Origin of the sequence: Emticicia aquatilis (assembly GCF_014644295.1) — a bacterium.
In the GTDB taxonomy this organism is placed as follows: domain Bacteria; phylum Bacteroidota; class Bacteroidia; order Cytophagales; family Spirosomataceae; genus Emticicia; species Emticicia aquatilis.
On the sequence record NZ_BMKK01000007.1, the window covers coordinates 215,109 to 241,592 of the forward strand.

At 34.0% G+C, this 26,484-nt stretch carries 21 protein-coding genes; 7 read left to right on the forward strand and 14 right to left on the reverse strand.

What is annotated here, in order from left to right:
• Window positions 1-20 precede the first annotated feature (20 nt).
• From IEX65_RS18055 to IEX65_RS18120, 14 genes are all read right to left on the reverse strand, one after another.
• Window positions 21-1,727, reverse strand: coding sequence for a type I restriction-modification system subunit M (locus IEX65_RS18055; RefSeq protein ID WP_188767928.1), 1,707 nt, complete (start codon window positions 1,725-1,727; stop codon window positions 21-23).
• A 188-nt stretch (window positions 1,728-1,915) separates the two neighbouring features.
• Entirely contained in the window at window positions 1,916-2,533 is a 618-nt protein-coding gene (locus tag IEX65_RS18060; RefSeq protein WP_188767930.1) for a hypothetical protein, read from the reverse strand.
• 202 nt (window positions 2,534-2,735) lie between these two features.
• Window positions 2,736-3,005: a DUF3127 domain-containing protein gene (locus tag IEX65_RS18065; RefSeq protein WP_188767931.1), complete on the reverse strand. Its 270-nt coding sequence runs from the start codon at window positions 3,003-3,005 to the stop codon at window positions 2,736-2,738.
• A 67-nt stretch (window positions 3,006-3,072) separates the two neighbouring features.
• A complete protein-coding gene (locus IEX65_RS18070) occupies window positions 3,073-4,185 on the reverse strand; it encodes a hypothetical protein (RefSeq protein ID WP_188767932.1) in 1,113 nt (370 codons plus the stop codon).
• Window positions 4,185-4,508 (reverse strand): helix-turn-helix domain-containing protein, encoded by a 324-nt coding sequence (locus tag IEX65_RS18075; RefSeq protein WP_188767933.1) that lies wholly within the window; start codon window positions 4,506-4,508, stop codon window positions 4,185-4,187. Before IEX65_RS18075 ends, IEX65_RS18070 begins: the two co-directional genes overlap by 1 nt.
• A 143-nt stretch (window positions 4,509-4,651) precedes the next feature.
• Entirely contained in the window at window positions 4,652-5,641 is a 990-nt protein-coding gene (locus IEX65_RS18080; RefSeq protein WP_188767934.1) for a hypothetical protein, read from the reverse strand.
• Window positions 5,642-5,755: 114 nt separating this feature from the next.
• A complete protein-coding gene (locus tag IEX65_RS18085; protein ID WP_188767935.1) occupies window positions 5,756-6,994 on the reverse strand; it encodes a site-specific integrase in 1,239 nt (412 codons plus the stop codon).
• A gap of 291 nt (window positions 6,995-7,285) precedes the next feature.
• Complete coding sequence (locus tag IEX65_RS18090; RefSeq protein ID WP_188767936.1) at window positions 7,286-7,519, reverse strand: hypothetical protein; 234 nt, start codon at window positions 7,517-7,519, stop codon at window positions 7,286-7,288.
• 4 nt (window positions 7,520-7,523) lie between these two features.
• Entirely contained in the window at window positions 7,524-7,958 is a 435-nt protein-coding gene (locus IEX65_RS18095) for a hypothetical protein (protein ID WP_188767937.1), read from the reverse strand.
• A 623-nt stretch (window positions 7,959-8,581) separates the two neighbouring features.
• Entirely contained in the window at window positions 8,582-11,788 is a 3,207-nt protein-coding gene (locus IEX65_RS18100; protein ID WP_188767938.1) for an RHS repeat protein, read from the reverse strand.
• A gap of 10 nt (window positions 11,789-11,798) precedes the next feature.
• Window positions 11,799-13,118, reverse strand: a complete 1,320-nt coding sequence (locus tag IEX65_RS18105; protein WP_188767939.1) for a Kelch repeat-containing protein — start codon at window positions 13,116-13,118, stop codon at window positions 11,799-11,801.
• A gap of 85 nt (window positions 13,119-13,203) precedes the next feature.
• Window positions 13,204-13,767, reverse strand: coding sequence for a hypothetical protein (locus tag IEX65_RS18110; protein ID WP_188767941.1), 564 nt, complete (start codon window positions 13,765-13,767; stop codon window positions 13,204-13,206).
• Window positions 13,768-13,873: 106 nt separating this feature from the next.
• Window positions 13,874-16,075, reverse strand: a complete 2,202-nt coding sequence (locus tag IEX65_RS18115) for an RHS repeat-associated core domain-containing protein (protein ID WP_188767943.1) — start codon at window positions 16,073-16,075, stop codon at window positions 13,874-13,876.
• Window positions 16,076-16,276: 201 nt separating this feature from the next.
• Window positions 16,277-16,417 carry a hypothetical protein gene (locus IEX65_RS18120; protein WP_188767944.1) on the reverse strand — a complete coding sequence of 47 codons (141 nt, stop codon included), beginning with the start codon at window positions 16,415-16,417 and terminating at the stop codon, window positions 16,277-16,279.
• A 437-nt stretch (window positions 16,418-16,854) separates the two neighbouring features.
• Between IEX65_RS18120 and IEX65_RS18125 the strand changes: the two genes are divergently transcribed.
• The 7 genes from IEX65_RS18125 (at window position 16,855) to IEX65_RS18155 (ending at window position 26,387) form a co-directional block, all read left to right on the forward strand.
• Window positions 16,855-18,300, forward strand: a complete 1,446-nt coding sequence (locus IEX65_RS18125) for an MBOAT family O-acyltransferase (RefSeq protein ID WP_188767947.1) — start codon at window positions 16,855-16,857, stop codon at window positions 18,298-18,300.
• 114 nt (window positions 18,301-18,414) lie between these two features.
• Complete coding sequence (locus IEX65_RS18130; protein WP_188767948.1) at window positions 18,415-19,239, forward strand: hypothetical protein; 825 nt, start codon at window positions 18,415-18,417, stop codon at window positions 19,237-19,239.
• Between the two features lie 586 nt (window positions 19,240-19,825).
• On the forward strand, window positions 19,826-22,393 hold the full coding sequence (locus tag IEX65_RS18135; protein ID WP_188767949.1) for a TonB-dependent receptor: 2,568 nt from the start codon (window positions 19,826-19,828) through the stop codon (window positions 22,391-22,393).
• A 66-nt stretch (window positions 22,394-22,459) separates the two neighbouring features.
• Window positions 22,460-23,014, forward strand: a complete 555-nt coding sequence (locus tag IEX65_RS18140) for an RBBP9/YdeN family alpha/beta hydrolase (protein WP_188767950.1) — start codon at window positions 22,460-22,462, stop codon at window positions 23,012-23,014.
• A gap of 46 nt (window positions 23,015-23,060) precedes the next feature.
• Entirely contained in the window at window positions 23,061-23,471 is a 411-nt protein-coding gene (locus tag IEX65_RS18145; RefSeq protein WP_188767951.1) for an RrF2 family transcriptional regulator, read from the forward strand.
• Window positions 23,472-23,509: 38 nt separating this feature from the next.
• Entirely contained in the window at window positions 23,510-24,439 is a 930-nt protein-coding gene (locus IEX65_RS18150) for a family 2A encapsulin nanocompartment shell protein (protein WP_188767952.1), read from the forward strand.
• The gene (locus tag IEX65_RS18155) at window positions 24,420-26,387 is read left to right on the forward strand and encodes a family 2A encapsulin nanocompartment cargo protein cysteine desulfurase (RefSeq protein WP_188767953.1); all 1,968 of its coding nucleotides are present in this window, start codon (window positions 24,420-24,422) and stop codon (window positions 26,385-26,387) included. Before IEX65_RS18150 ends, IEX65_RS18155 begins: the two co-directional genes overlap by 20 nt.
• Window positions 26,388-26,484: the final 97 nt, after the last annotated feature.

Below are 26,484 nucleotides of genomic sequence, written 5' to 3' on the forward strand. Positions count from 1 at the left end.
AATTACATCCATAGTCCTTTTCATCTCTTAATTATCTTCTGAAACAAACCATCACTTTCATCCTCCAGCTTCAATAAATCTGCTGTAATTTCCTGCAAACTTCTGAGAGGCTTATATTGATAAAAATACTTGGTAAAGTTTATCTCATAGCCAACTTTATCTTTGGTTCTGTCCATCCAAGCATTAGGTAGGTGTGGTTTTACCTCTGTTTCAAAGTAGGTTTCTACATCAGTTGATAGGGGGATTCTTTCAAAATCTCTAAGGCTACCATCTGCTTTAGGTAGCTTTGATTTCTTATCTAACACTGGTGCATCATTTTCCATCAATGGCTGCTCAATAGTTACTTTGGTATAGCCAAAATACTCATTTGGAAACACCTTAACTATTGATTCATCAGTAGGAAAGTGGTATTGCTTTATAATCTCATCTCTTTGCTCATCAGTGATAAACTTTCTTTTGCTACCCAATGATTTTTTCATGGTCTGGCAAAAATTAGTAGCATTGATAAGCTGTACTTTACCTTTTCTGTTGGCTTTCTTTTTGTTGGTAACTATCCAGATATAGGTACTTATGCCAGTATTGAAAAAGAGTTGGTCAGGCAGAGCTACAATAGCTTCAAGCCAATCATTTTCAATTATCCATTTTCTGATTTCAGATTCACCAGAGCCAGCATCACCAGTAAACAAAGGAGAGCCATTAAAGACCACCCCAACTCTGCTACCTTTGGTTTCCATTTTAGCAATCATGTGTTGCAAGAATAGCAATGAACCATCAGAGCTTCTTGGAGTACCCACAGCAAACCTTCCTTGTGGGTTTTGAGCTTCTGCTTCAACAAAATCCTGCTCAGATTTCCATGAAACTCCAAAAGGTGGATTAGTAATCATGTAATCAAAGGTTTTATCTTGGAGTTTATCTTCTGAAAGAGATGAACCTAAATGAATATTATTAGGGTTTTGCCCTGTAATGAGCATATCTGATTTACAGATGGCATAGGTTTGAGGATTGAGTTCCTGCCCAAATAGCCTAATGTCAATATCAGCATTAATATTTTCAAGAATCCATTCTTTACCAATGCTCAACATTCCACCTGTACCACAACAAGGGTCAAAGATGCTTCTTATTTTGCCTTCACCTTGTAGGTCTTCCTTGTCTTCTGCAAATACCAATGCTACCAATAGTTTTACTACATCTCTTGGGGTATAGTGTTCTCCACTGGTTTCATTGCTCATCTCAGAGAATTTCCTCAGTAATTCCTCAAAAACCTGCCCCATAGTGTGGTTATTCACTACATCAGGGTGTAAATCAATCTCTTTGAACTTAGTGATAAGTAAGTATAACCTATTGTTTTTGAGAAGTTTTTCAATGGGTTTTTCTAACTGGAAATTCTCAATAATTTCAAGGACATTCTTAGAATAGCCATTGAGGTAGTTTTGAAAATTGAGTTTTAGGCTATTGGCAGTAAGCCTTGATAAATCATATTGTGAATGATTAAAGAAACTCAAACCAATCTGATTTTGAATAATTGGGCTTGGGTCTTCAATTTTATCTTTGTAGGTATTGTAGAGTTCATGTACTTTATCTTTGTGAGGTTCAAGCACACAGTCCAGCCTTCTTAATACTACAAAAGGTAGGATTACATCTCCATATTCATGTTGTTTGAAAAGTCCTCTGAGTACATCATCACACACATTCCAGATAAAGGAAGAAATTTCTTGGTGGTTAGTCATTGTATAATTTAGTATATTTTAAATAGATTGGCAATATACTAAAACTCCTGCCATTTGTAAAATTGGTTTATTTTATAGTACAAAAAAGCCCCAACCATTTGACTGATTGAGGCTGATTATTACTTTTCTTTGGAGATGGATTACATTTAATTTGAAGGCAACTCCAAGAGAAGATATTGAGTTTAACTTTAAGCTTCTATAATGCCTTCTTCTTTTAGGAAGTCTAAAATTTCTAATGGAGAATTCTGGGCTTTGAACATCTCATAAGCTACCTCCATAGTTGTTCTGAAATATTCCAGTTGATTTAAAGTTTCAATTCTTAATAAATCATCTTCTGTTGACTGAGAGAAAATGTCATGTTGGGTAATTTGACTTGATTCATCTTCATTAGAAATATTCAGCATTGGAAAGGTTTGTTTAATTCCTGCATTTTGAATTGAGTCCATTTTGTATCGAGTTTCAATGTATTCAACAAGTCCTTCATTGTGCTTAATTGGTGAAAATGTATCCTCTAAAAAAAAATAAATGATATTGTCATAAATGGTTCTACCATCCTCATCATATTCATCAATATCTAATTCTCCATTAATTAGCTCTACAAGCATTTTCTTTAAAAAGTCAATAAATTGAATTAGGCACTCTATTTCTTTTCTGAATATTACTGCTTGAGTATATAAATTTGCATGTATCTCTTTTTCATTTTTATCACCCAGCACCCTTTGTTTTTTATAGGAAGCAGTGATTAATATTAAAGTTTCAAGCTCCCAAAATTTCAATTTACTTCTTAGAATTTGTAATATTTTCATTTTTTTATAAAATTTATTGTTTTCAACTCCTTGTTTTTGGAGTTTTTAAATGATTAAACTGTGCTTTCATCATATTCTCTTGAAGTAAAATTTTCAAATTGTTATTTGTAGATAACTCCAAGAAAAGATTAGAAAGATTGATGTAAGTACCCAACCAAAACAATGATTATATTAATATAAATATATTGGTTAGGGGCTTTTTTTAGTTAATTAAATCAATTTTGCTGGCTGTGATATTGTTAAAAAACCTATCCTTGACTCTTCTTGCCTTCAGATTTGCTACAACTAATACATGATTTCCAACTACAATATTTGGATTATTTATTTTGTCATTCCAAACTTCCACTGCAATGCTTCTTGGGAATTTGCCTGATTCAATTTCAAGTAAAAACTCTACTTTCTTACTTACTTCTTCATTTATAGTCATTTCAACTACTGGAAAGACTTCTTTGATTTCACCAATAAAGTTCATTTTGTTTTATTATTTAAGCCAACCAACACATTAATATCTATATAGTAAGATATTGGTTGGGTTGGTTTTAAATTAATTCTAATTCTTCTTGTGGCAATGCAGCCAGATTGTATCTTGTTGGTTTGCCATTTACAGTTTTACTAATCAATCTGCAAGGGATATTTTCACTATTCAATAACTCCAATTTACATTGCTCTATTTCTCTTAATCTAACTTTTGAAGTATTATCTGTACAATTAAATTGTGTATTGATAGCTTGAAGAATTTCTTGTTGAGAGTATTCTCTTGACTCTTCCATGAAACTACCCAAGAAATCTGCAACTTCTTCATTTTCAGCCTTTTGTCTTCTATCTGATAATACAGCTTTAACTTCAGAAGCTTTTGCTAATACCAAGCCTTTTTGAGTTTCATCATATTTAATATAGATATTTTCAGGCTTCTTGGCACTTCTCAATTTCATGAATTTCAGCCTAATCAAATCAGTATCTTCATTGCTTTTGTTCTTTTCAAAACCAATACTGAATACTGTTGAGGCTTTATTAGTACCTTCTGTTCCAAGATGCCCTCTGGCTTTATCAGAACCTGGGTTTTGATGAATGATTAGGAGAAATGTGGCATCTTCATCCTCTGCTAAATTGCCTATATAATCATACAACTCCATTGATTCTGATGGGTCATTAAAATTGCTTATACAGTCAGTTACTACATCTAAAACTACAAACAGGTGATTAGTTGTGGTTCTTCTAACATCACTTAGAAATACTTTTAGGGCGTTTAATCTGTCCTTTCTCTCTACCTTTTTGAGGCTGGTAAATCTAAAATTTGTACCATCAGTGTTACAAGAATTGGCTAAAATACTCTTTATTGATTGTGGGAATTCTTCTATAGTATTTCTTTCAGTGTCCAAATAGCAGACAGTTATTGGGTCACTGGCTAATTTTTTAAAGCCTAAAAATTCAGACTTACAACCTTTATCAAGTAAGAGAGAACAAAGCCCTTCTCCAAGTCTTGATTTGTGAGAACCAAACCCACCCTGTATAGAATTAATAGTTCCTTTTCTGATAATACCAATCCCATCTCTTTCTATTAATGCAGGGGCAATTCTAATTTCTTGTGTTGCTCTTGCTTTGACTAATTTTTCAATTTCCAACAATGTGGAAAGCAGTTGCTCTTGACTCATTATTTTGATAATTTTAAGTTATTGAATAGTTCCTTTTTTGTACTCTTTCTCCCTTCATGTAGCCAAGATTCAAGCTCTTTTCTTTCAAAGTAAAGCTTCTTACCTTTCTTGATGTAAGGAATGAATCTATTGCTAACATATCCATAAAGGGTTGGCTTTGCTACATTTAAGTAGGTACATGCCTGGTCAAGTGTCAAATATTTTGATTCAGGCAAAGGGTCTATTTTTTGAGGAAGGCTAAACTGTTGAACTGCTACATTCACTGCATTCTGGATGAGTGTTTGGAGTTCTGAGGGGGTAATTAACACCATTTGCTGATACATAACTTTTATTAAATAAATGATTATGTACCAAAATTATGTAGGCTACAAATGGTGTTTTTTAAAGAAGTATTGGCAGTAAAAACAAAATATTAACAGTACTAACAAAGTACTTTTGTGGTATTGGTGGTAGTATAAATAGTTATCTATGACTTTTTATGAAAGTTATCAAAAACCTTATCATAGTCAAACTTTGTAAAATTGTCTGTCAAAAGTTTCACATATTTGGGTTTACAATTTTTTGTACTCTCATAATCAAATTTTGCATTATTATAAAATTGGTAAAATTTGTATATTACACTTTGTCTCTCTCCATCCTCTACATTTAATTCAATTTTATTTGGAAGAGGATAATTATCATTAATAAAGATTTCTATAATAAAAGTTTTAAATTGCTCTTCTGTTAAATGGGGTTTGCCATTCTTACTTTTAGTTGTAGTTAGGGGTTTAAAGTGTTCCCAAACCATTTTTAATGGCATATTATTAAACCTAACAATGCAATTAAAGTCAATGTCTATAATTTCTTCAAGTGGCTTTTGGGTTTGTGTTTCTCCAGTTTTTTGTTTCTTTATCCAATTTACTGAATCTTGTAAAAATAAATTGAGTAAATTTTTAGTAATTCCATCTTGTGCTGGAACTATATAATCTTGGTTCTCTGATAATTCTAAAAAATAGTTTAGTTTTAGTAACATTCCTTCATTAAAGCTATTTCTATTGACATCAGTCACATCTTTCATTAAGGAGTTGGCAAAGCATTTTTTCAAAAATCCTAATTGAGATTTGTACAGCTTAACTAAATCATCATGGAAACAGTCTTTTACTTCTTCAAATATTTCACCATTATCACTGTAAATAGTTTTCTTGTAGTAAGTAAGTTTTGAAGGATTTATAATTAAGTAATCTGTGAAATTTTTATGCAAGATAATTTCTCCACCATCAGCCTCGCGTGCAGAATAACCTACATAATCATCATACTTTCTTGGCTCAAAAATGTATGTGCCATCTTCATCTATTTTATAAGTGCTTAATTCAAAATCTAAGATTGAATACTTTTTCTTCATATTTTCATATCCACCTTTCTCTATATGTTCTTGAAGAAAAGTGAAAAATGAATTCATGTCTTCTATTTTATCCATGCTTTTTTAAATAATTGTATTTATAGCTTCCCTTGGAGTGGGCAAATTTAAAAATTAAGAAACATCTATTTTGACTTGTTTAGATGTAATTGGACACATTTCATATCAAAAAAATCAATTAAACTTTGTCAGAAGGTTGGCATATTGCTTTTTAGTTTCATCCTCAAAGCTATCAAGATAGGATTGTGTTGTGGCAAGGTTACTATGTCCTAATGCTTCTGAGATAAATTCTGTTGAAACACCACTTCTCTTGAGTACAGTTGCAAATGAGTGCCTTGCAGAGTAGAAAAGGGGCATTTTTTCAAAACCAAGTTTTAATCCTATTCTCTTCATGTAGGTATTTATCAACTTGTTTGTATATTGAATTAACTCTTTTTCTCTTTTTGGAGTAACCTTTGGCTCAAGGATTGGCAATAAATAATCATCAGGATTATTACTTCTATTCTTCCACTTATCAATAATTTCTTTGGCTTTATCTGACAATATAATTGTTATGGCACTTTGATTTGCTTTTGTTGAAAGTTGGGTTTTGGCTCTAATGAATGTAATTTTATCAGATTCAAGATTTTTAATTTTGAGTCTTGCTAAGTCTTTTAGATTAATTCCTTGGCATAAATATGATAAGCACCACAAATCTTTGGCTTTATCTTCTGATGTTCCTGTGATAGTTTCATAATTGAAAATCTTCTCAATCTCAGATATTGTGAAGGCTTTCTTGATGTTTCTGCTGGCTGGTATTTGAAATTTGTTTTTCTTGAATGGATATAGCTCTTTTGCAATTATCCCATTTTCAATAGCTTGATTATATATTGTTCTGAGACTTCTTAAATAGATACCAATAGTAGTAGATGAGTTCCCTTCATTTAACATTGATTTTTCATAATCATTTAAGAATTTTGGTGTAATATCTTCAAATGTCAATTTTTTCTTAAACTTCTTTAATGAATTTGATGCACAGGTGTAAGAATCAGCAGTAGAAACCCTGCTTTGGCTTTTTAATGCAGAAATATAGTTTTCAAAATTTTTGTAAACATCTTTTGATTTTACCTGCTCTTCTGGGTTGACAAAAAAAGTGTCTTTAAATTTATCAAAAGTGAATTCATCAATTTTACTTCCAACTTCTTCTGCTTTTTGTTTAATGGCTTCACAGTTAAGTCTTACATCTTTCAACCATTCATCTCTTAGCTTTGAAGAAAATAGTTTTTCAAATTGTTCTTTTGACAAATCTATCCCAATACTATAAGTTCTATTTTGCCTATTGAAAATGACCCTCAGCTTCAAAGGGTATTTGCCTTCAATATTAGCTTTTCTTGTGTCTTGAATTATTGCAAAGGTGGGTTTTAAGAGTCCCATATTTGGAGGTTATTATTTATATTGTTGCACAACATTTTGCACAACAAATTTAATAATAATTGATATATTTGCAAAACAATTCATAAAATTAAATGTGTTATATAATTGATTATAAGTAAGTTATATAAGTATTGATAAGTATCTATATGTGTAGAGCAACTGACTCATAATCAGTAGGTGCTTGGTTCGATTCCAAGTGGGCCCACCTCTTAAAAATCCTGATAATCAAACGATTATCAGGATTTTTTATTGCTAAAATTTGGCGTTTAAAATTAGTGGTTTAAACATAGTTTAAACATTGTCATTAGAATCTATCTGCTTTTCTCTCTCTGCCTTTTTGAGTTCTTCCCGCTCTTTTTGCTTCTGTTTATATAATACGTACAGAAAACCACCTGCTAAAAAAAGAATGATGAAAATAATTATACCTAACCATTTAAAAGGATTACTTTCTCTATCTCCTTCAAAAGAATTGGAGAAAACTGGTAGTTTAGTATCCGAAAACGGGAATGAAACTTGCTCTAACATGGCTTTAATTGGTTTTGAATGAATGAACAATAACTGTGAAAATGTCGGCTACGGATTGGATTCTAATTTCTTGATTTCTTCCATAGGCATCTTGAAATTGTATTTGCTTGCCCTGGTGTTGAAAGAGTAGATTTTTAAGATTGGTATTGTTTTCATAAAACTCTAATGCTCTCAAAATTTGTTGATTTTCTTGTTTCGCCTTCTCTAATCTTAACTTGAAATCCGAGTTGAAATAGGAGTTTGTACTTTGTTGGTTTTGGTAATGTCGAGCTGAGATAATAGTATCAACATATTCGCTCAAAGTCATTCCACTTTGACGGGCTTCTTGTGCCAACGAAATCTTTGTACCAGCATCGCATTTAAAGCCAAGTGTTACTTTGTTTCGAGCATTTTCAAGTCCTTCCAACTGTAATGCTCTACCTGTTCTGAGTTCTTGCATTGTATTTTATGTTTTTGATGTTGATATAAAAATAAGAAACCCGAATTAACCACTTAGAGGTTAATTCGGGTTAATTGAGGTTAATCAAGGTTAATCAAGGTTAATGTTAATTAATCTGCGTTAATTGGGTGGTTCTCCGATATGGTTAGTCATAATAGTTATTTGTTTGAGAGTCAAAATTCTATCTATTTCTGATAAATGTAAGTCTGGAATCTTGAAATAAGGTAGATTTCATACTTCTGACCGAAAAATACCTGTGTTCAATCAAGATATTGATGTATAAATCATCGCTGAGAAAATCAAACATGAGTGTAAAATGATTCTGGCGAGTGAATTACTTAAAATAGACAAATAAGAAAATGGAAAACCAAGAAAAACAATCATTGCTCAGCCAATTAATAGCTTTCATACTCAAGATTGTAAGAGAACTAACTAAACAAATTAAAATTTAGAACTCAACCGGCAAATGCAATTTTGAAGGTCTTGCTTTTTATTTTGGATATTTTATCTTGCTTAATGCTGGTTGAAATAGTGTTAGGTTTTTATCTTTTAGGATTTTTGGCGAAATATTTCTTCTGGGTATTATTGAAACCGAAAAAGCCCTCGAAAGAGGGCTTTTTCGGTTATTGTGCCTTGTAATTATACTGATAAGATTTTACAACTTTACCATTTGTATCTTTAACTTCTTTCAGCCTATTGAATGAATCATAATTATAAGAAGTTATTAAACCATTGGGAGAAATCACTTTTTCTACTCCAACTAAAGATTTGTAAGTATATCCTGTTATCAAATTATTTGGTAGTGCAGTTCTTAATCCATCTAAAGTACTTTGAATAGTTTGTGAATTTGTTGAATTTAAAATAAAGGTTTCGGCAGTAGATAATTCCGCTGACCAAAGAGAGTTTTTAATTTCTGCTATTGGATAAACACCTTTATAAGCATATAAATATGAAATATTTTCGTTTTTATTTGTTGTAACGGACCCTATTTTACCCAAATTATTATAATCATTAAATCTTAATATTTCTCTGTAACTACTATTTGAAATAATATCGTCAGTAGTTCCATCATAAGAATTACTTATAACTCCTGATAACTCTCTATTAAATACAAATTGTTTATAGGGCATTAACAAAGTTGCCTTATTAGCATTACCAGGAAATGACTTAAATGTTGTAACAGAAGCATCTAACACCTTTCTATTTGTTGGTGATTTTTCTAAAACGGTGAATTGTTCAATAGGTGTTGAAACTCGATTTTCAGCTATTAATTGATTAATAAAACTTGCTCTCGACGGGATTGATAGATAATCATGAGGGTACTTACTGGTCATTTCTACCTTATCTCCATTCGACTTGGTTGTTAAGGTTTTGGTTAATTGAAGATGATTTTCTTTTTCATAAAAATATTCTTTGGTTTCTACTACTCCAATATTATCTGAATCATTATATAAAGTAGTAGTTTCTTTTGTTTTTTCTAAAAAGCTGGCTACATTATAGTAAAACTTATTCCAAAATAAATTCTTACTTATAGAATTGTAGGCATTAGAAAGTGTTATTGATACTAATGACTCATAATACATTGAAGGAATTTTGTATTCAAAATTATTTTGTAATCCAATTCCAGTGACTTTATTGAAGCTATAAACGTAATCAGTCTTACTCACTAACGTACTTAAATTTTTATAGTTCTTTAAACTCAAAAGTTTCCCTCTACTAAAGTCATAGTTCTCTGAGCTTCCTATTACTTCTACATTAGATTGGAGAACTGCAGGCATGGAATTTATATCAAGATAAGGTTCTTTATATGTTGTAAATGTATAATTATTTCGGATGTTATTACCTATTACTTCATCAACATTTTCATAAATCACCATTGGTGAACCTATTGGTAAAATTGAAGAATTTCTATAAAATGAAAATGGGATAGTTGAATTCTCTACGGTTAAATAAGTAGCACCTGTATAAACTGGACTATGATTAATACCTCCACTTGAAAGGTCAATATTAGTACTATTATTATAGAAATATTCTTTTGATTCTGTTGTACCACGAACAGGCTCAACATTTTCTATTTTTTTAATTCTAATACCCGGTCCATACTTTTTATTCAAACCAATTACATTATTTAGTGTAACATAGGCAAAAATATGCAAGGAAGCATTACATGGAACACCTAAATCAGCTATTTGAGATTGAGTGATAAAATATCCATCTGAATAACTTTGTCCTGGCGATAAAACCCCAGAACTGGGAAGAAAAGAACCACTACATTGATTATTAGGGCAACAGGTTTCATCTATATATTCCCAGTAAACTGTAACGTTATAATTTGATGGATAATTAACAGTAATGGGAGTACTTGGTAAGAAAGTATTTCCTGCTGCCTCATAAGCAAAATAATGATTTTCTACATCAATCAAATCGCCTGTTATAAAAGCAGTTGAAGTAAAACTATATTCATTTTGCTCATAAGTTATTAAGGAAGAACCACCTGTTGGATAGGTTATTTTCTTTAAAGCTTTTCTTTTTGCAGAATTAAAATTAGGGTTTCTGTTTGCTCCAAATTCAGGAATTAATGTATTTGAGTTATTACTTCCATTGTAATAACCCCAATGGTCAATTGCTTTTGTCATGTACAGATTAAGGGCCGAAATACCATCAAAATATTCAAATTTATGAGGTTCTAAAAACGTACCAAGGCTACTTTCATCTTTGATACTTGCCAATAAATCGGAAAATGTATCGTTATAAATGAAATTTTTCTTTATAATTATAGAATTGTCTATTTGACTTTTTAGAACGACCGAATTGAGCTTACGGGTTGTACTTGTCTGATTAGAAAATTGGTCTGAAATTATTTGACTGTTAAATTCAACCTTAGACAAACCATCCGAAACCTCAATTGAGGTTAAAAACTTTTCTTCTGCAAAACTATATGAAATATCATTAACAAAATTAGAACCTCCAACTGACACCTCGCAACCAGTACACCCACCATATATCCCTTTTTCCACAAAGTTTGGAGATATTATAGTTGTTTCCCCTCCGACAGTATAGTTAAATACAAGCTTTTTACCAGTTGGAGATAATACATGTTTTAGATGCCAAGTTGATATTTCCCAAGGCGAACTACTTCCTAACCCCATGGCACTTGTAGAATATTCCTTTACATTGAAAAAATATTGAAATCCTGCTTCATCAGTAATTGTGAAAGATTCAATTATACCATTTGTTGAGTGGTCGTCGGGGTTTGTTCCACTGAGAGCCAAAGTTTTTTCTATTTTAATTTTTCTATTGGTTACAACATGAGGATTTCCATCTTGTCCAAAAAAGAATTTTCCACTAAGACTTCCTGCATTAAAATAAAAGATATCGGGTTCGGTATCATAAGTTCCCAAATCTTTATTTTGGAAAATTGGACTCGAACTAACTGTAGATTCTATAGGATTAACTAAGAGTAGATTAGCAAATTCTGCACCTATTGCTAAAAAACCAAAATTTTGAGTTTCATCGGCAAGGCCTCTAACGGTACGAGTAATTACACCTCCCCCATTTAATGCCCAGCCTCTACCAACCCATCCAGCGTGTTCCATTGGCTTAAAGCCTGAATAATTATAGCTGAGTGAGATAGGCCAATTAATATCGCCTTCCGAAATTGAAAGCAATGGAATATTTAAGTTTAATGCACCAGTACTTTGATTCACTGGAATTTCTCCATATTTACCAAGATTTGCTGCATTAGGTGCTGGTGGAATTTCACTAAATTTATTAGGTGTTTGTGCTATCACGTTTATAGCACACATTATTAATAGTAGTATTTTTTTCATATAAAAGTTGTTATTCTTCATTAAACTTCCAAATAGTATTACTGTACTTCATGTTAAGACTATTATCAATAAACTCTCCACATAATAACCAAACATTATTCAGGTCATCAATCATTGCAGCACCTGATGCCATTATTGGAGGAGCGGTATTTGTAAATATAGCACTCCAATTAGATGTTTTATTATTGTATTTCCAAAGCATTCTATCTGACTTTAAAGTGTCATTTTTAAAACCGTATTGCCCACCAAAGAGCCAAAAATTTCCTTTCTTGTCTTTCCATGTAATGCTACTAAATCTGTATCCTGGATTATTAGCACTATTTTCTTTGGCAAAGGATTTGATATTTGCAGATTGAAACAATTTATCATCTCCAGATTTTAATGTCCACTTTTCTTTCTTTACATCAAATATCCACATATCAGACAAACCACCATAAGCTGTTACTTCTGCATTTAGGCCAAATCCTCCATACAAACATAGTACATTGTTTATATCATCGAACCATGCAGCACTTGAAGCTCTGGCAGATGGCGAAATTTCGGTTTTTAAAACCCTGGTATTACCATCCAAATTTCCACTTACCCATACCCAATTATTTTTATTTGTATCATACTTCCACAAATCATTGAAATAAACATCCCTACTTTGAGCATAATCGTGTGCAGTGCCACCAAAAAGCCAAAAATCCCCTTTATTATCTACCCAAGTTGTAGCTTTTGCTCTTGCTGCGGGTGAATTAGTAGTATTGTTCTTGTTTTTGCCTGATGATTGACTTTTTTTATTAAATTCTTGGGTATTTGATAGTTTACTCCACGTTTGTTTTTTGAGGTCAAACATCCAAAAATCGCTTAAATATTCATCTAACATACCTGTGTTACCTCCAAACAAATACAAATTTCCTTGCTTGTCTGCCCAAGTTGCCGCACCTTGGCGTGCTGTGGGAGCTGTAGCCGTAGGATTCAATTTCTTGTTATTATCTTTATTGAACTTTTCAATTTCTCGACTTCCGCTCAAGTTTTTCCATACTAAATCCTTAGAGCTAAATTGCCATAAATCTGCAAACGAACCCTCATTGAGATTATCATCTGTTCCTAAACCTCCAAATATGTAGATATTGCCCTGTTTATCTTGCCAATTGATAGAGGCATTTCGAGGGGTGGGGTTTGTTATTGAAGCGGCCGTTTGTATTTTGTTGGCATTAGGAAGAAAATCATTTTTGTTTTGATTTTTATTCAGGTTTTGGCGGTCACTATAGTTCTCCCATTTACCTTTTTGAGCCAAAAGTGTGTATGGTATAAATATTAGTATTGCAATATTTTTAAGTTCCATAGATTATTACAAATTTTAAAATAGTTAAAGTTCTTATATTATGATGATAATATTACATTTAATCTATCTTCATAGATTGGTACGTTTAACGTCTCTTTTCATCTAATAAAGCTTGAGGTAGTAAAATCTTATTTATTAGTTTTGTCCTTATATTCTTTTTCAAACCCGAATATTCAATTTTAAAATAGTGCTTAATGAATTTGCATTCAGAAATACACTCTATAATCGAATAGTTACAAACACTTGCACCAGTTAAACTATGTACTTTCTTTTGTCCATTCATCAAATTTTCAATGACAATAGTATCATCTAAAATGTAAGCGATTAAGCTTCTATCTTTATCATAACATAGAACGTTTTGTTTTTCAAACTCATACAGTTCATTATTCTTTATTTGAAAAAATAAGTTTATAGAACAGAATGTGCCACAAGACCTCCTCAATGATAAAATATTATTATTCGACCATTCATAATATGGAACAATTGACAGGGGGACATTACAATCAAATTGATACCCTAAATATTTAGTTTTATTTTTTATTTTTACTTGAATATTATAAGTGGAGTCTGATAATATATATTTAACGAAAAAGCCCATCTTCTCATTTATTGTATCTCTTGGAAGGCAACTTTTTAATACGTTTTTCATTGAATCTATTTTTTCATTTCCTTTAATTATATGGTTATTTTGTGAAAAACAACCATATAAGTTAATGATAGAAAAAAAAAGATTTAAAATTACAATTAGTCTAATTTTAATAGTATTTCCACGAATATCCTGCATTTTGTTTAGCATCTTTATTTGGTTTCCAAAAAATTGTTTTTCCTACTACAGCAGCTGATTTATATAAAACCCTACCTTTATTACTTCCTGTTGCTTCATGAATACCAGATGTTAAGTTCGAGGAAAAAGTAGCATTTTTATTCTGACTATAAGCCCTTAATAAACTACTTGGCCAAGCTAATTTAAATTGGTTAAAGTGATCTTCAGCAATATCTACTCCTTGATTTGTAGGTTTAACATGGTCAAAGCCTTTCATTGCAAAATCAAATCCATCCCAATGAGTAGCACCATTCGAATAATCAAATCCACCAGATAATGCATTGATAACAGCAGCAATAGAATTTTTCTTTTTATCATTTTTATTATCAACTGTAAAATCTTTTTTAGCTGAACTGAAACGTCCATTTAATAAATCTGCGAGTGTTGTCTTAATTTTATTTTCATTCCTAAAGTTAAGATAATTGATTACTGCACTACCTGTTGCAAAAGCTGCTTCTTTAGTAGATGGGTCTTCATTGAACACCAAACCTGCAAATTTCAAAAATTCGTCATGATTACTTGAAACTTTAACATTTTCATAAACATCTGCTTCAACATCAGTTACTATTTCTTGACCACCTTCTGCATATGTTGTTATTGAAATGGTTCTCTTTTCTCCTGTTGCTCTTTGTGAATATACATCCTTGTTATTTTTATCACTCCCTTGATTTAAGAACCTACCATCGGCGGCATAGTAAAACTCTAAACCATCTAAATCAACGCCACTTATAGGGCTGTTTTCAGCATAATCAAATTCACTTTTATAAGAATATTTTTCAGCTAATGGGTCAACTTGTACAAATCTTGCAATTGTTGCATCATACCATCTATAACCATATTCATATAAACCAATATCTAAGTCTTTTATTTCTTCTTTTCCATTATATTGATATTTATTTGTCAACTCATTGGCTTGTACTTCTGTATTTACCCCAAAACTTAAACCCCAAGGGTCATAGTGGTTTTCTTGTACTACTGCTAAGGCTTCTATGCCTGCACCTACTGTGCCTTCGGGTATTATTGTACCCGAGGCATTACGTTTTGGTTCGCCACAACGGCAACTTACTCTAAGGTTACCCAAATGGTCTTTTAGACTATATTCGTATCTAAATTTATCACCTTCCTCGGGGTCGGTTGGTGTATTCAGTACCTTACGGGTTAGTAATGCACGTCCTTCGTGGCTTGGTACAAAGTCAAGTGTTTTGGGGCCTATTTGACCTTCTTGTATATATACCATTCCCGCTACATAATCGTACGCTTTTTTTATAACACCTGTATTAAGATAATAAATCTCCATTCTTACTTTAGCATCACCTGCATAATAATGCTTTATGTTACCATTATTATCAGTACTATTACTTTTCCTAAAACCACTACTACCATCATCACGGGTCATTTCACCAGGTAGGTTGAGATGGTTATATTGTATTGTTAAGTCTTTATTTTTATCTTGTTTCATATTGCCTGCTGCATCATACAGATAATCAGTGGCATAGGCTCTATCTTTAAATAGTTGGTTGACATCTCCATTATCATCTACTTTGTTTAGTTGGTTAGCAGTATAGCTATATATCAATTCGTCCATTGGAGTAGTTACACCTGCTTTAGTACGTTTTAAGTATCTAATGTTACCATTTAGGTCATAGTTACGTAATGGATTGGTAATATCATACATTTTTACACTCAAGCCTTCTGTTAAAGAACCAACAAAGTTTGCTTCCATGAGGCGGTTTAGTCGGTCATATTTGTAGTCATAAGTCTGCTTGCCATTGGCAGTTGTACCAGTTGTGGTATTTTTTAGGGTATTCCATTCTTGCTTTACAATATTTCCATTAAAAAATGTATTGCTTACCTCTGCATTATCATTAGATGCGTTTATGCCATCATAAGTCAAACGCATACCGAATAGGTCTTTATTGTCTTGTAAGTCAGCGTTTTCTACACCATTTATACTCATCAACCAACCTCGTATATTTTTTACATAATCTACGGTTTGCAAAGCCTTTTGGGTACCTGTGCTATTATCACATCCCAACTCTTTTGTTTTCAGTTCGCCAAGTGCATAATAGCTACTTTTACTAATACGTTCCCAATTATCGGTATTTACTTTTTCGGCAAGTTGTTTTCCTACCATAAAATACAATAGCAATTGCTCACGATTCACCAAACGAGCTGCTTGATAGTGGCTACGGAGAATTTGCTGTTTTACTTAGGCAATAAAGGTTATGTAATTGTTTTCGGTCATAGGTTTAAGCTGCTTCGTTATACAAGGCTTTTTTGAGTTGTTGAAGCATGGCGTAATAATTAGTTTTATTGCCAAATAGTTTCACGAGTTCTATAGTAGTTCAGTTCCCTTTTCGGCAATCGGGTTGGCTTGTAGGTCGGTGGTATCTTCTATTTGGGTAATACCACGCTCGGTGTATTTATTAAGCAATGCTTGAATGAGGGCTTGGGCTTTAGCGTTGTACAGTTTCATAATCGGGTGATTTTACAGCCTTTTGGCTCGGTTTTCAAGCAAAACTACGGGAGCATTATACGCCAAATGGCACACCAAATCATACTCGTCCATGTTTTGCCACTATTTAACTTTGCAAGTATTGACTAAACCAGTGATTAAATAGAATAATTCGTAACTAATTTATATGTTATGTATAGGAGCAAACAAAGTAATCGTAATTGATAATAATCCTAAGCAGGATTGCATACAATAAGAAAATACAACTGAATCAACACAGGCTTTTACAAAAAGTTTTTTATAATTTTGGTGAAATTTAATAAAAGTAAAAGACAGATTTGAATAATTCAAAAAACTAACAAATTCTTTACTAATCCATTTTCTTCTCCAGAAATCTTTACAATTAGGCCAAAACTTCTTAATTTGCAGCATAATTCATTCCCAATCAACGAGTCTTAATGCTTTTCAATTCAGTAGAGTTTATCATTTTTTTTATTGTCGTTACGGCTGGTTACTTTGTTATTCCGCACAAATTTAGGTGGTTTTGGTTGTTGTCGGCGAGTTGTTATTTCTACATGTTTTTCAAACCCGTTTATATTCTTATTCTGGGATTTACGATTGTAATAGATTACTTTGCTGGAATTTTTATAGAAAATGCAGTTGGGTATAAGCGTAAAACATTTTTGATAATAAGCCTAATTGCCAATATTGGGGTTTTGGCGATTTTCAAATACTACAATTTCTTTATTGAAAATATTAATTCCTTTGCTCCGAGTCCATTTTTACCATATTTATCTATTTTATTACCTATAGGCTTATCGTTTCATACATTTCAAGCGATGAGTTATACGATAGAAGTATATCGAGGTAATCAAAAAGCCGAAAGGCATTTTGGCATTTATGCTTTGTACGTTATGTTTTACCCTCAGTTGGTGGCAGGGCCTATCGAAAGACCACAAAACGTACTTTATCAATTTCATATAAAACACCATTTTTCATACGAGAATGTAACGAATGGGCTAAAATTGATGGCATGGGGGATGTTCAAGAAAGTAGTTGTTGGCGACCACTTGGCCATAATGGTGGATAAAGTTTACAACAATCCGACTCAATACGAAGGCTTACCCTTGATTATTGCAACTGTTTTTTTTGCATTTCAAATTTATTGTGACTTTTCTGGGTATTCCGATATTGCACTTGGTTCTGCACAAGTAATGGGTTTTAAATTAATGCAAAACTTTGACAGACCGTATTTTTCAAAGTCAATCTCCGAGTTTTGGCGTCGTTGGCATATTTCACTCTCTACATGGTTTCGAGATTACCTGTATATTCCTTTAGGTGGAAGTCGAGTTCCTTACTACAGACAATTATTCAACTTGTTTATTGTATTTATGGTGAGTGGTCTATGGCATGGGGCAAGTTGGAATTTTATTATTTGGGGAGCTTTACATGGCTTACTCTTAGTATTGGCTCGTTTACGAGAAAGATTCTTACCTACACTTCATCTCAAAGCCAATAATTTAGTCGCGAAAATTATTCATATCCTTATTGTATTCATATTAGTCGATTTTTGTTGGGTATTTTTTAGAGCCAGAACCTTTGCTGATGCCAAGTATATTATCACTCATTTATTCAGTAATATTTCTCTAAATTCACTAAAAAATGTTGATTTTGTAAGGAATAATATTCTTTTGGGTGAATCAAAACAACTATTTTTAGTTACAGTTTTATCTTTAGTATTGATGGAAATTGTGCATTACTTTCAACGAAATCTAAGTATTCGTAGTTATCTATCAACCCAAAACAAATGGCTAAGATGGGGGCTTTACTGCTTATTAATTTCGTGGATTTTACTCTTTGGAGCGTTCGAGAAACCAGCACAATTTATTTACTTTCAATTTTAGAATATGAGACAATTTTTTATAAAAAGTACTCTTATTACCCTTTTTGTTACTCTTAGTTTTTATTCGGCTTTCAGATATGTCAGAGCAAAAGAGTTTCTAATAGGCTCTCAAACAATGGCAGGAGCTATTATTGACAAGCATAAACGCTTGAACGACCTTCCTTCGCCAAAGTTGATATTGATTGGTGGCTCTAATGTTATGTTTGGCTTTAATAGTCCATACATGGAACAAGAGTTAAAAATGCCTGTACAAAACATGGCTTTAGCAGCGAGTTTAGGGCTTAGTTTTATGCTAAATGAAGTAAAAGAAGATATAAAGAAAGGTGATGTGGTTCTACTTTCAATTGAATATTTTTTAAATGAAGGCGATGATAATATCAAGTTGTTTTTGGCGGAATTATATCCACCTGCCAAAAAATATATTGAGTTTCCAAATGTACTTGAAGATTTAAAGGCCAATTGTAAATATATTTTTAGAGAGCTTCGCAAATACCTACTTTTAAAGGTATTATCAAATGATAATCATATTGATGACGTGGCTTATAGTAGAAAAGCATTTAACAAAAATGGCAACATAAGAGAAGAGCTAAGGTTAGTATCGCATTTACCCCTCAATGATGGAGGACCTATTGCAAGAAAGAGTTATTCTGAGAGTATAACCAAAATAAATAAGTTTGTTGAGTTGATGGAAAGTAAAGGAGCTAAAGTGTATTTTGTTTTTCCTTGTTTGGCGGAAAGTCAATACAAACTAAGTCCAGAAGCAATAGAAGATTTACATCAGCAATACAAAAAAAGTTTAAAAACAAAAATAATTAATTCCCCTATTGATTCGGTCTATCCTGATAGTTGTTTTTATGATACAATTTATCATCTTCGAAGCCCCTATCATACGGTTCATACTAAGAAGGTAATAAAAGATTTGGAGCAGTATTTGGAATAAGTATTCTTATTTTGGACAGTGTCTGAAACTTAGAGAATGGAGCAGGGTAGAGGCACGTTGTGTTTTTCACAAGTGTTTTATTCTGGGTTAATTTGAAAAATCTTTAAGTTAATCCTTTTTTGAATGAAATTATTGCGGGAGTGAATAACCTTAGTCCAAGTAATTTAAGGCACTTATTTAGTATTAAGCATAATATAAAAATACCGACTTAATGTAAGGTATTAGATTAATAAATTGCTATCCCAATTTATCCACTACCTAATTCTTTTCTAAATCTATTTGTCCTGATTTTCTCCAAATTTGATTTATTTCAAGAATGTATATAATAAACAAAAGAATTTTATAAATTATTAATCTATCAATTTGATAGATTATATGGATTATATATATTTGTGTTATCAAATAAAAACACAAAGTATGAATCTGAAAATTATCTGTTAAAAACTAAAATAATGAAACAAAAAACCAGTCTGGCTGCCACCAAACTGGTCAAGTTTAACTCAAATAATATCACCGCTAAATGACTCCGACAGTAATCTTTCGATTGACTGCCAAGACTTTATTTTGCATTAAACAACTAAAATTAATGAAAAAAATTCTAAATTCAATAGTTATTCTGGGAGCAATCCTTTTGCCATTTATCAGTTCTGCACAAGACAAACCCATTATCAATGCTACGGTATCGGGTAAAGTAATTGATGCCATTACCAACGAAGCCCTCATTGGAGCAACAGTTTCGATTAAAGGTACTACTAATGGAGCGAACACCGACGCAAACGGAGAGTTTGCCTTGATTACTGGTCAGAAACTACCTTTTACAGTAATCGTTTCTTACGTTGGGTATATAAAAAGAGAAATCGTAATCACCGAAAGCAAAGTTGAAATCAAACTTGAGCAAGATGTAAATAAATTGGCCGATGTGGTAGTTTCTTCTCGCCGTCGTCAAGAAGCAGTACAAGATATTCCGATTCCGATTTCGGTAATTCGTGGCACAACTGCCGAAGATGCTGGGGCGTTTAATGTAAACCGTTTGAAAGAACTCGTTCCTACTGTTCAACTATATGCGTCAAACGCTCGTAATACAACACTTAATATTCGTGGTTTAGGTTCAACTTTTGGTTTGACCAATGACGGTATCGACCCAGGTGTAGGTTTCTATGTAGATGGTGTATATTATGCACGTCCCGCAGCCACTGCTCTTGACTTTGTTGACATCGACCGTGTAGAAGTTTTGCGTGGCCCACAAGGTACATTATTTGGTAAAAACACAACTGCTGGGGCATTTAATATCACGACTCGTGAAGCAAGCTTCGACCCAACTGCCAGCTTTGAATTGAGCTACGGTAATTATGGATACATTCAAGCAAAAGGTTCACTTTCGGGAGGGTTAACTAAAAAATTAGCAGCAAGAATCTCTTTCTCAGGTACACAACGTGATGGTTTATTATACAATATCAAGACTCAACAACACCAAAACGATATTAATAACCTTGGTTTCAGAGGTCAACTATTATATACGCCAACTGATAAAATCAAAATCACATTTATTGCCGATGTAACCGACCAAAAGCCAAACGGTTATGGCTGGCCAGTAGCGGGAGTAGTTACTACCAAACGTGCGGCTTATCGCCAATTCAATGCAATCATCAAAGATTTAAACTATACACTGCCTTACAGTAGCCCATTCGAGAGAATTGTTGATTTAGATACACCATCAAAAGCCGACAACCAATTGGGTGGAGCTTCTGTAAATGCTGATATTAAAATTGGTAACGGTACTTTGACTTCAACTTCTGCATGGCGTTATTGGCAATGGACTCCGTTGAATGACCGTGATTATACTGGTTTACCAATCTTCACTATTTCATCGGGTAACTCAAAACATGAGCAATGGTCACAAGAAATTAGATATTCAGGAAAAGTTTCTTCAAAAGTAAGTGGGGTAGTAGGTTTGTTTGGTTTGTGGCAAGATTTGAACTCAGACCCAGTTCAAACCGAAGAAGCGGGTTCGGCACAATGGCGTTTTGCTCAAAGTTCAACAAGTGCGTTATGGAAAACACCTGGTTTATTTGATAATTTCGGTATTCGTACTACCAACCGTATCCAAAGTACAAGTTTAGCCGCATTTAGCCAAATAGACTGGGCAATTACTGAAAAAATACACCTTTTGCCAGGTGTAAGATATAACTACGACAAAAAAGTAGCGAATTATAAAAGAGAAACTTACGGTGGACTCCAAACAACTGACGCAGCTCTAATCGCATTGAAAAATGCAGTTTACACCAACCAAGCATTTGATACAGAAGCAACAAATGGTAATTTCTCTGGTCAGTTGACTTTGCAATATAAGGCAAACAAGAACATCAACGCCTATGCAACTTTTGCTTCGAGCTATAAGCCAATTGGTATCAACATCGGAGGTTTGCCAACTGCCAACGGACAGGTATTGATTGACCTCGCAAAAGTGAAACCAGAATTTGTGAAACACATTGAAGTTGGTGTAAAAACAAAACCAACGTCTAACTCAATCTTAAATGTAGTATTCTTCGATGATGAAATCAAAGATTACCAAACGCAAGTACAAACACCAGAACCAGGTGTAAACCGTGGATACTTAGCCAATGCTGAGAAGGTTCGTGTAAGAGGTGTTGAAGTTGACGGAAATATCAGAATCAGCAATCACTTTACATTCAACGGAGCTTTGGCTTATACAGATGGTAAATACGTTTCATTCACGAATGCACCAGTGCCTTTAGAAGAAGTTGGTGGAGCTCAAGCATTTAAAGATGTATCGGGTGGACGTTTGCCAGGTATTTCAAAATGGTCAGGGTCGTTTGGTGTAGAAGCAACAACCAAAGGAAGTCTATTAGGTTTGAAAGGAAATTACTTTGCAGCTGTTGATGTATATTTCCGTTCGGAATTCTCATCAAGTCCATCACCTTCTCAATTCTTGAATATTGACGGTTATTCATTACTAAACAGTCGTGTTGGTTTCAGAGCATCAAACGGAATCTCTTTATTTGTTTGGGGTAGAAACCTCGCCAACAAAGACTACTTCGAGCAATTATTGGCTGCTCCGGGTAGTGCAGGTCAGTACGCCGGTATCTTAGGCGACCCTCGTACTTACGGAACAACGCTTCGATATTCGTTTTAATGGAAGATAAACAAAGTATTGGTTGTGAGGTTTCTTACAATCAATACTTTCAAAACTTTTACGGCCATGTTAGATACTCAAATAAAATTTATCAATGTGCCTGGTTTGAATAATTCTGATGATTGGCACTGGCAAACCCTTTGGGAAGAACAGAACCCATCAAACTTTGTGAGGGTTGCTCAAGAAGACTGGGATAATCCAGAAAAAGATAAGTGGGTTGTTGGTCTTAAAAAGACGATTGAAAACATCAAAGAACCAATTGTTTTGGTTGCCCATAGTTTGGGCTGTATGACAGTGGCTCATTACGCTCAACAATTTGATACGAATGCCCATATCTTAGGAGCATTGCTTGTAGCACCACCTGATGTGGAAGAATTTGATAATGCCAAATTAAATTCATTTGCACCAGTACCTAAAACCAAACTTGCCTTCAAAAGCGTGGTTGTTGGCAGCACCAACGATAATTACTGTCCAATAGACAAAGCACAAAAAATGGCCGACTATTGGGGAAGTAAATTTATAAATATTGGCACAAAAGGCCATATCAATAGTGATTCTGACCTCGGAGCGTGGACTCAAGGCAAATCACTCCTCCGAGAATTAATCTTTCAGAAAGACTAAAACTCCATTTTAAACCAGCATATTACACTTCAAAAAACTTAAAGGTATGATTACCAAAAAAGCTAAATATGCCTTAAAAGCACTAAGTGTTTTGGCAAAGAACTACGAAGCCAAATCATCATTGACTCTTGGTGATATAGCAGCCGAAGATAATTTACCTAAAAAATTCTTAGAAACAATCTTGCACGATTTGCGTAGAGCAGGAATATTGAGTAGCACGCAAGGAAAAAATGGTGGATATTTTCTGAATACCCACCCAAGCCAAATCGTAATAGCCAAACTGATAAGATTGATTGATGGGCCAATTGCCCCAACATTGTGCGTTTCATTGCACTTCTACGGAAAATGCGACGATTGTGTGAGCGAAGAAAAATGCAAGATAAGACCCTTGATGATGCAAGTACGAGATGCCAATTTGAGTGTCTATGAAAACATGACATTGGCTGATATTTTATAATTCCTCTAAATAAATTCAAACAATTAAACGTTTTTTAAATGGCAAATCTTAATAAAAACACCCAGCAAACAGCACTCGGTGATGTAGCGGCAAGGCAACTGGCGATTGCAACCAGAACAGTGCCACAAATGGTGACTATTACACCTCGTTGGTTGACAAAACTACTCAACTGGATACCCGTTGAATCTGGTGTTTATCGTCTCAATAAAGTAAAAGATGGTACTGCCATTGAGGTTGATTGCTCAGCTCGTGATGAAAGAGTTTTACCACAAACGTTCGTAGATTACATCGACGACCCACGTGAGTATAATTTGGCTGCCGTACAAACGATTGTTGATGTTCATACCCGTGTTTCAGATTTATATAGCAAACCATACAACCAAATCGGCGAACAACTTCGCTTGTCGATAGAAACCATTAAAGAACGCCAAGAAAGCGAACTTATCAATAATAAAGAATACGGACTTTTGCACAGTGTTGCACCATCGCAAATTATTAAAGCTCGTACTGGAGCTCCAACTCCAGATGATTTAGACGAGCTAATTACCAAAGTATGGAAAGAACCTGGTTTCTTCTTGCTACACCCACAAGCGATTGCCGCTTTTGGTCGTGAGTGTACTCGTCGTGGTGTGCCACCACCAACAATTTCTTTGTTTGGTTCCCAGTTCCTAACATGGAGAGGTATTCCACTCATTCCATCTGATAAATTGCCAATTGTTGATGGAAAATCAAAAATTATTTTACTCCGCACTGGTGAAAGCCGACAAGGTGTAGTGGGACTTTTTCAACCTGGCTTACAAGGCGAACAATCTCCAGGATTATCGGTTCGTTTTATGGGTATCAACGAAAAAGCCATTGCTTCTTATTTAGTTTCACTCTATTGCTCATTGGCTGTTTTGGTAGATGATGCCATTGCGGTTCTTGAAGATGTAGAAATCGGCAAATACCATGAATACAAATATTTATAATCAATCAGGTGGCGTTCCATCGGGTTTACCTGATATTGATTCACTGCAAGACTTTGCTAATCAATTATTTAAGGCATTACCCAATGGAGCCCCCAAGGAGTTTTCACTTAACCCAACCGAGCATCCAAGAGCCAAAGCTTTTGCAGGAAATCTGTTAGATGGATTTTCTCAGGGAAATGTTCCGCATGATACGCACCTTGCTCAAAGTGGAATTGCTCCGCTGGCAAGTCCAACAATATCAAGTAGTCCGATAAGTGGTTTAGGTATATCGCCTTCGGTGCTGAGCTATGGAAAAGAATTGGATATTAACTTCGGAATTTTAGAGAATCCTTTGGCAAATCATCCAAATAGCACTTCTGAATATAGTTCTTTCGGCGGGCAAGTACCGAGTTCAGTGGCAGGAAGTGGAGCTTCTCCATCATATTTGAATCATGGAGATAACTTCAACATAGATTCACCAGATACGAGTTTTCCAGACTCAAACCTTAAAAAAGGTACAAATGGTGGTATAAATAATGAATTCCATTTGCCATTACTTTTTGAACACCTCAATTTAAACGAGATTCTGAAAAGTATCAGTGGAAATCATCTAGGCAGTCACGAACCAAAGCCAACTTATACGCATTTGTATCAAGATAGAGTAGGGGATGCAAAACCAACTTATTATTTCTTGAACGAAAGATTTCCTGATACATCAACCGAATTGAAAAAGTCGGCAACAGGAAGCACTTTCGATGCAAATTTGATAAAAAAAGACTTCCCAATTCTTGCTGAAAGAGTCAATGGGAAGCCACTCATTTGGTTAGATAATGCCGCTACAACCCAAAAACCAAAGCAAGTTATTGACCGAATAAGTTATTTTTACGAACACGAAAATTCTAATATTCACCGTGCTGCTCACGAACTTGCTGCTCGTGCAACCGATGCTTACGAGGCAGCTCGTCAGAAGGTTCAACATTTTCTGAATGCAGGTTCGATAAACGAAATCATTTTTGTGCGTGGAGCAACCGAGGCTATCAATTTAGTAGCACAAAGTTGGGGCGAACAAAACTTAGTAGCGGGTGATGAAATCATTGTTAGTAATCTCGAACATCACGCCAATATTGTGCCGTGGAAACGCTTGGCCGATAGAAAAGGCTTGAAATTAAGAGTCATTCCAGTAGATGATGACGGACAAATTTTGTTGGATGAATATTCAAAATTATTGAATCCTCGTACTAAACTGGTGTCGTTTACGCAAGTTTCAAATGCTCTTGGTACTATTACACCTGCCAAGCAAATTGTTGAAATGGCTCACGCTGCGGGTGCGAAAGCTTTAGTTGACGGAGCTCAGTCGGTTTCGCACATGCGAGTAGATGTACGAGATTTAAATGCTGATTTCTTTGTTTTTTCAGGTCATAAGGTATTTGGACCAACGGGAATTGGTGTACTTTACGGCAAAGAGGACATTCTGAATGCAACTGAGCCGTGGCAAGGTGGTGGGAATATGATTCAAGACGTAACGTTTGAGCATATCAAGTATCACAATGCTCCGAATCGCTTTGAGGCAGGCACAGGAAATATTGCAGATGCCGTTGGATTGGGTGCAGCTATTGACTACGTAACCCGAATCGGGATGGATGTGATTGGTCAATACGAGCATTATTTACTCGAATACGCCACTCATTTGCTCAAACAAGTACCAGGTTTGCGTTTGATAGGTACGGCTGCCAATAAAGCAAGGGTACTTTCGTTTACATTACAGGGTTATACCAATGACCAGGTAGGACAAGCACTCAATCAAGAGGGAATTGCTGTGCGAACTGGCCATCATTGTGCCCAACCAATTTTAAGAAGAATGGGTCTGGAGACAACCGTTAGACCGTCACTGGCTTTTTATAATACTTGTTCAGATGTTGATACCCTTGTGTCTGTACTACATCGACTCAAAAGTGGACATCGAAACTGATTGATACACGTTATAAAGTAGAATCATCGCCGATTCTACTTTATTTTGAGAACTTTTGGATATTAATCTATGGATTTAATATATTAATAGAAAAATT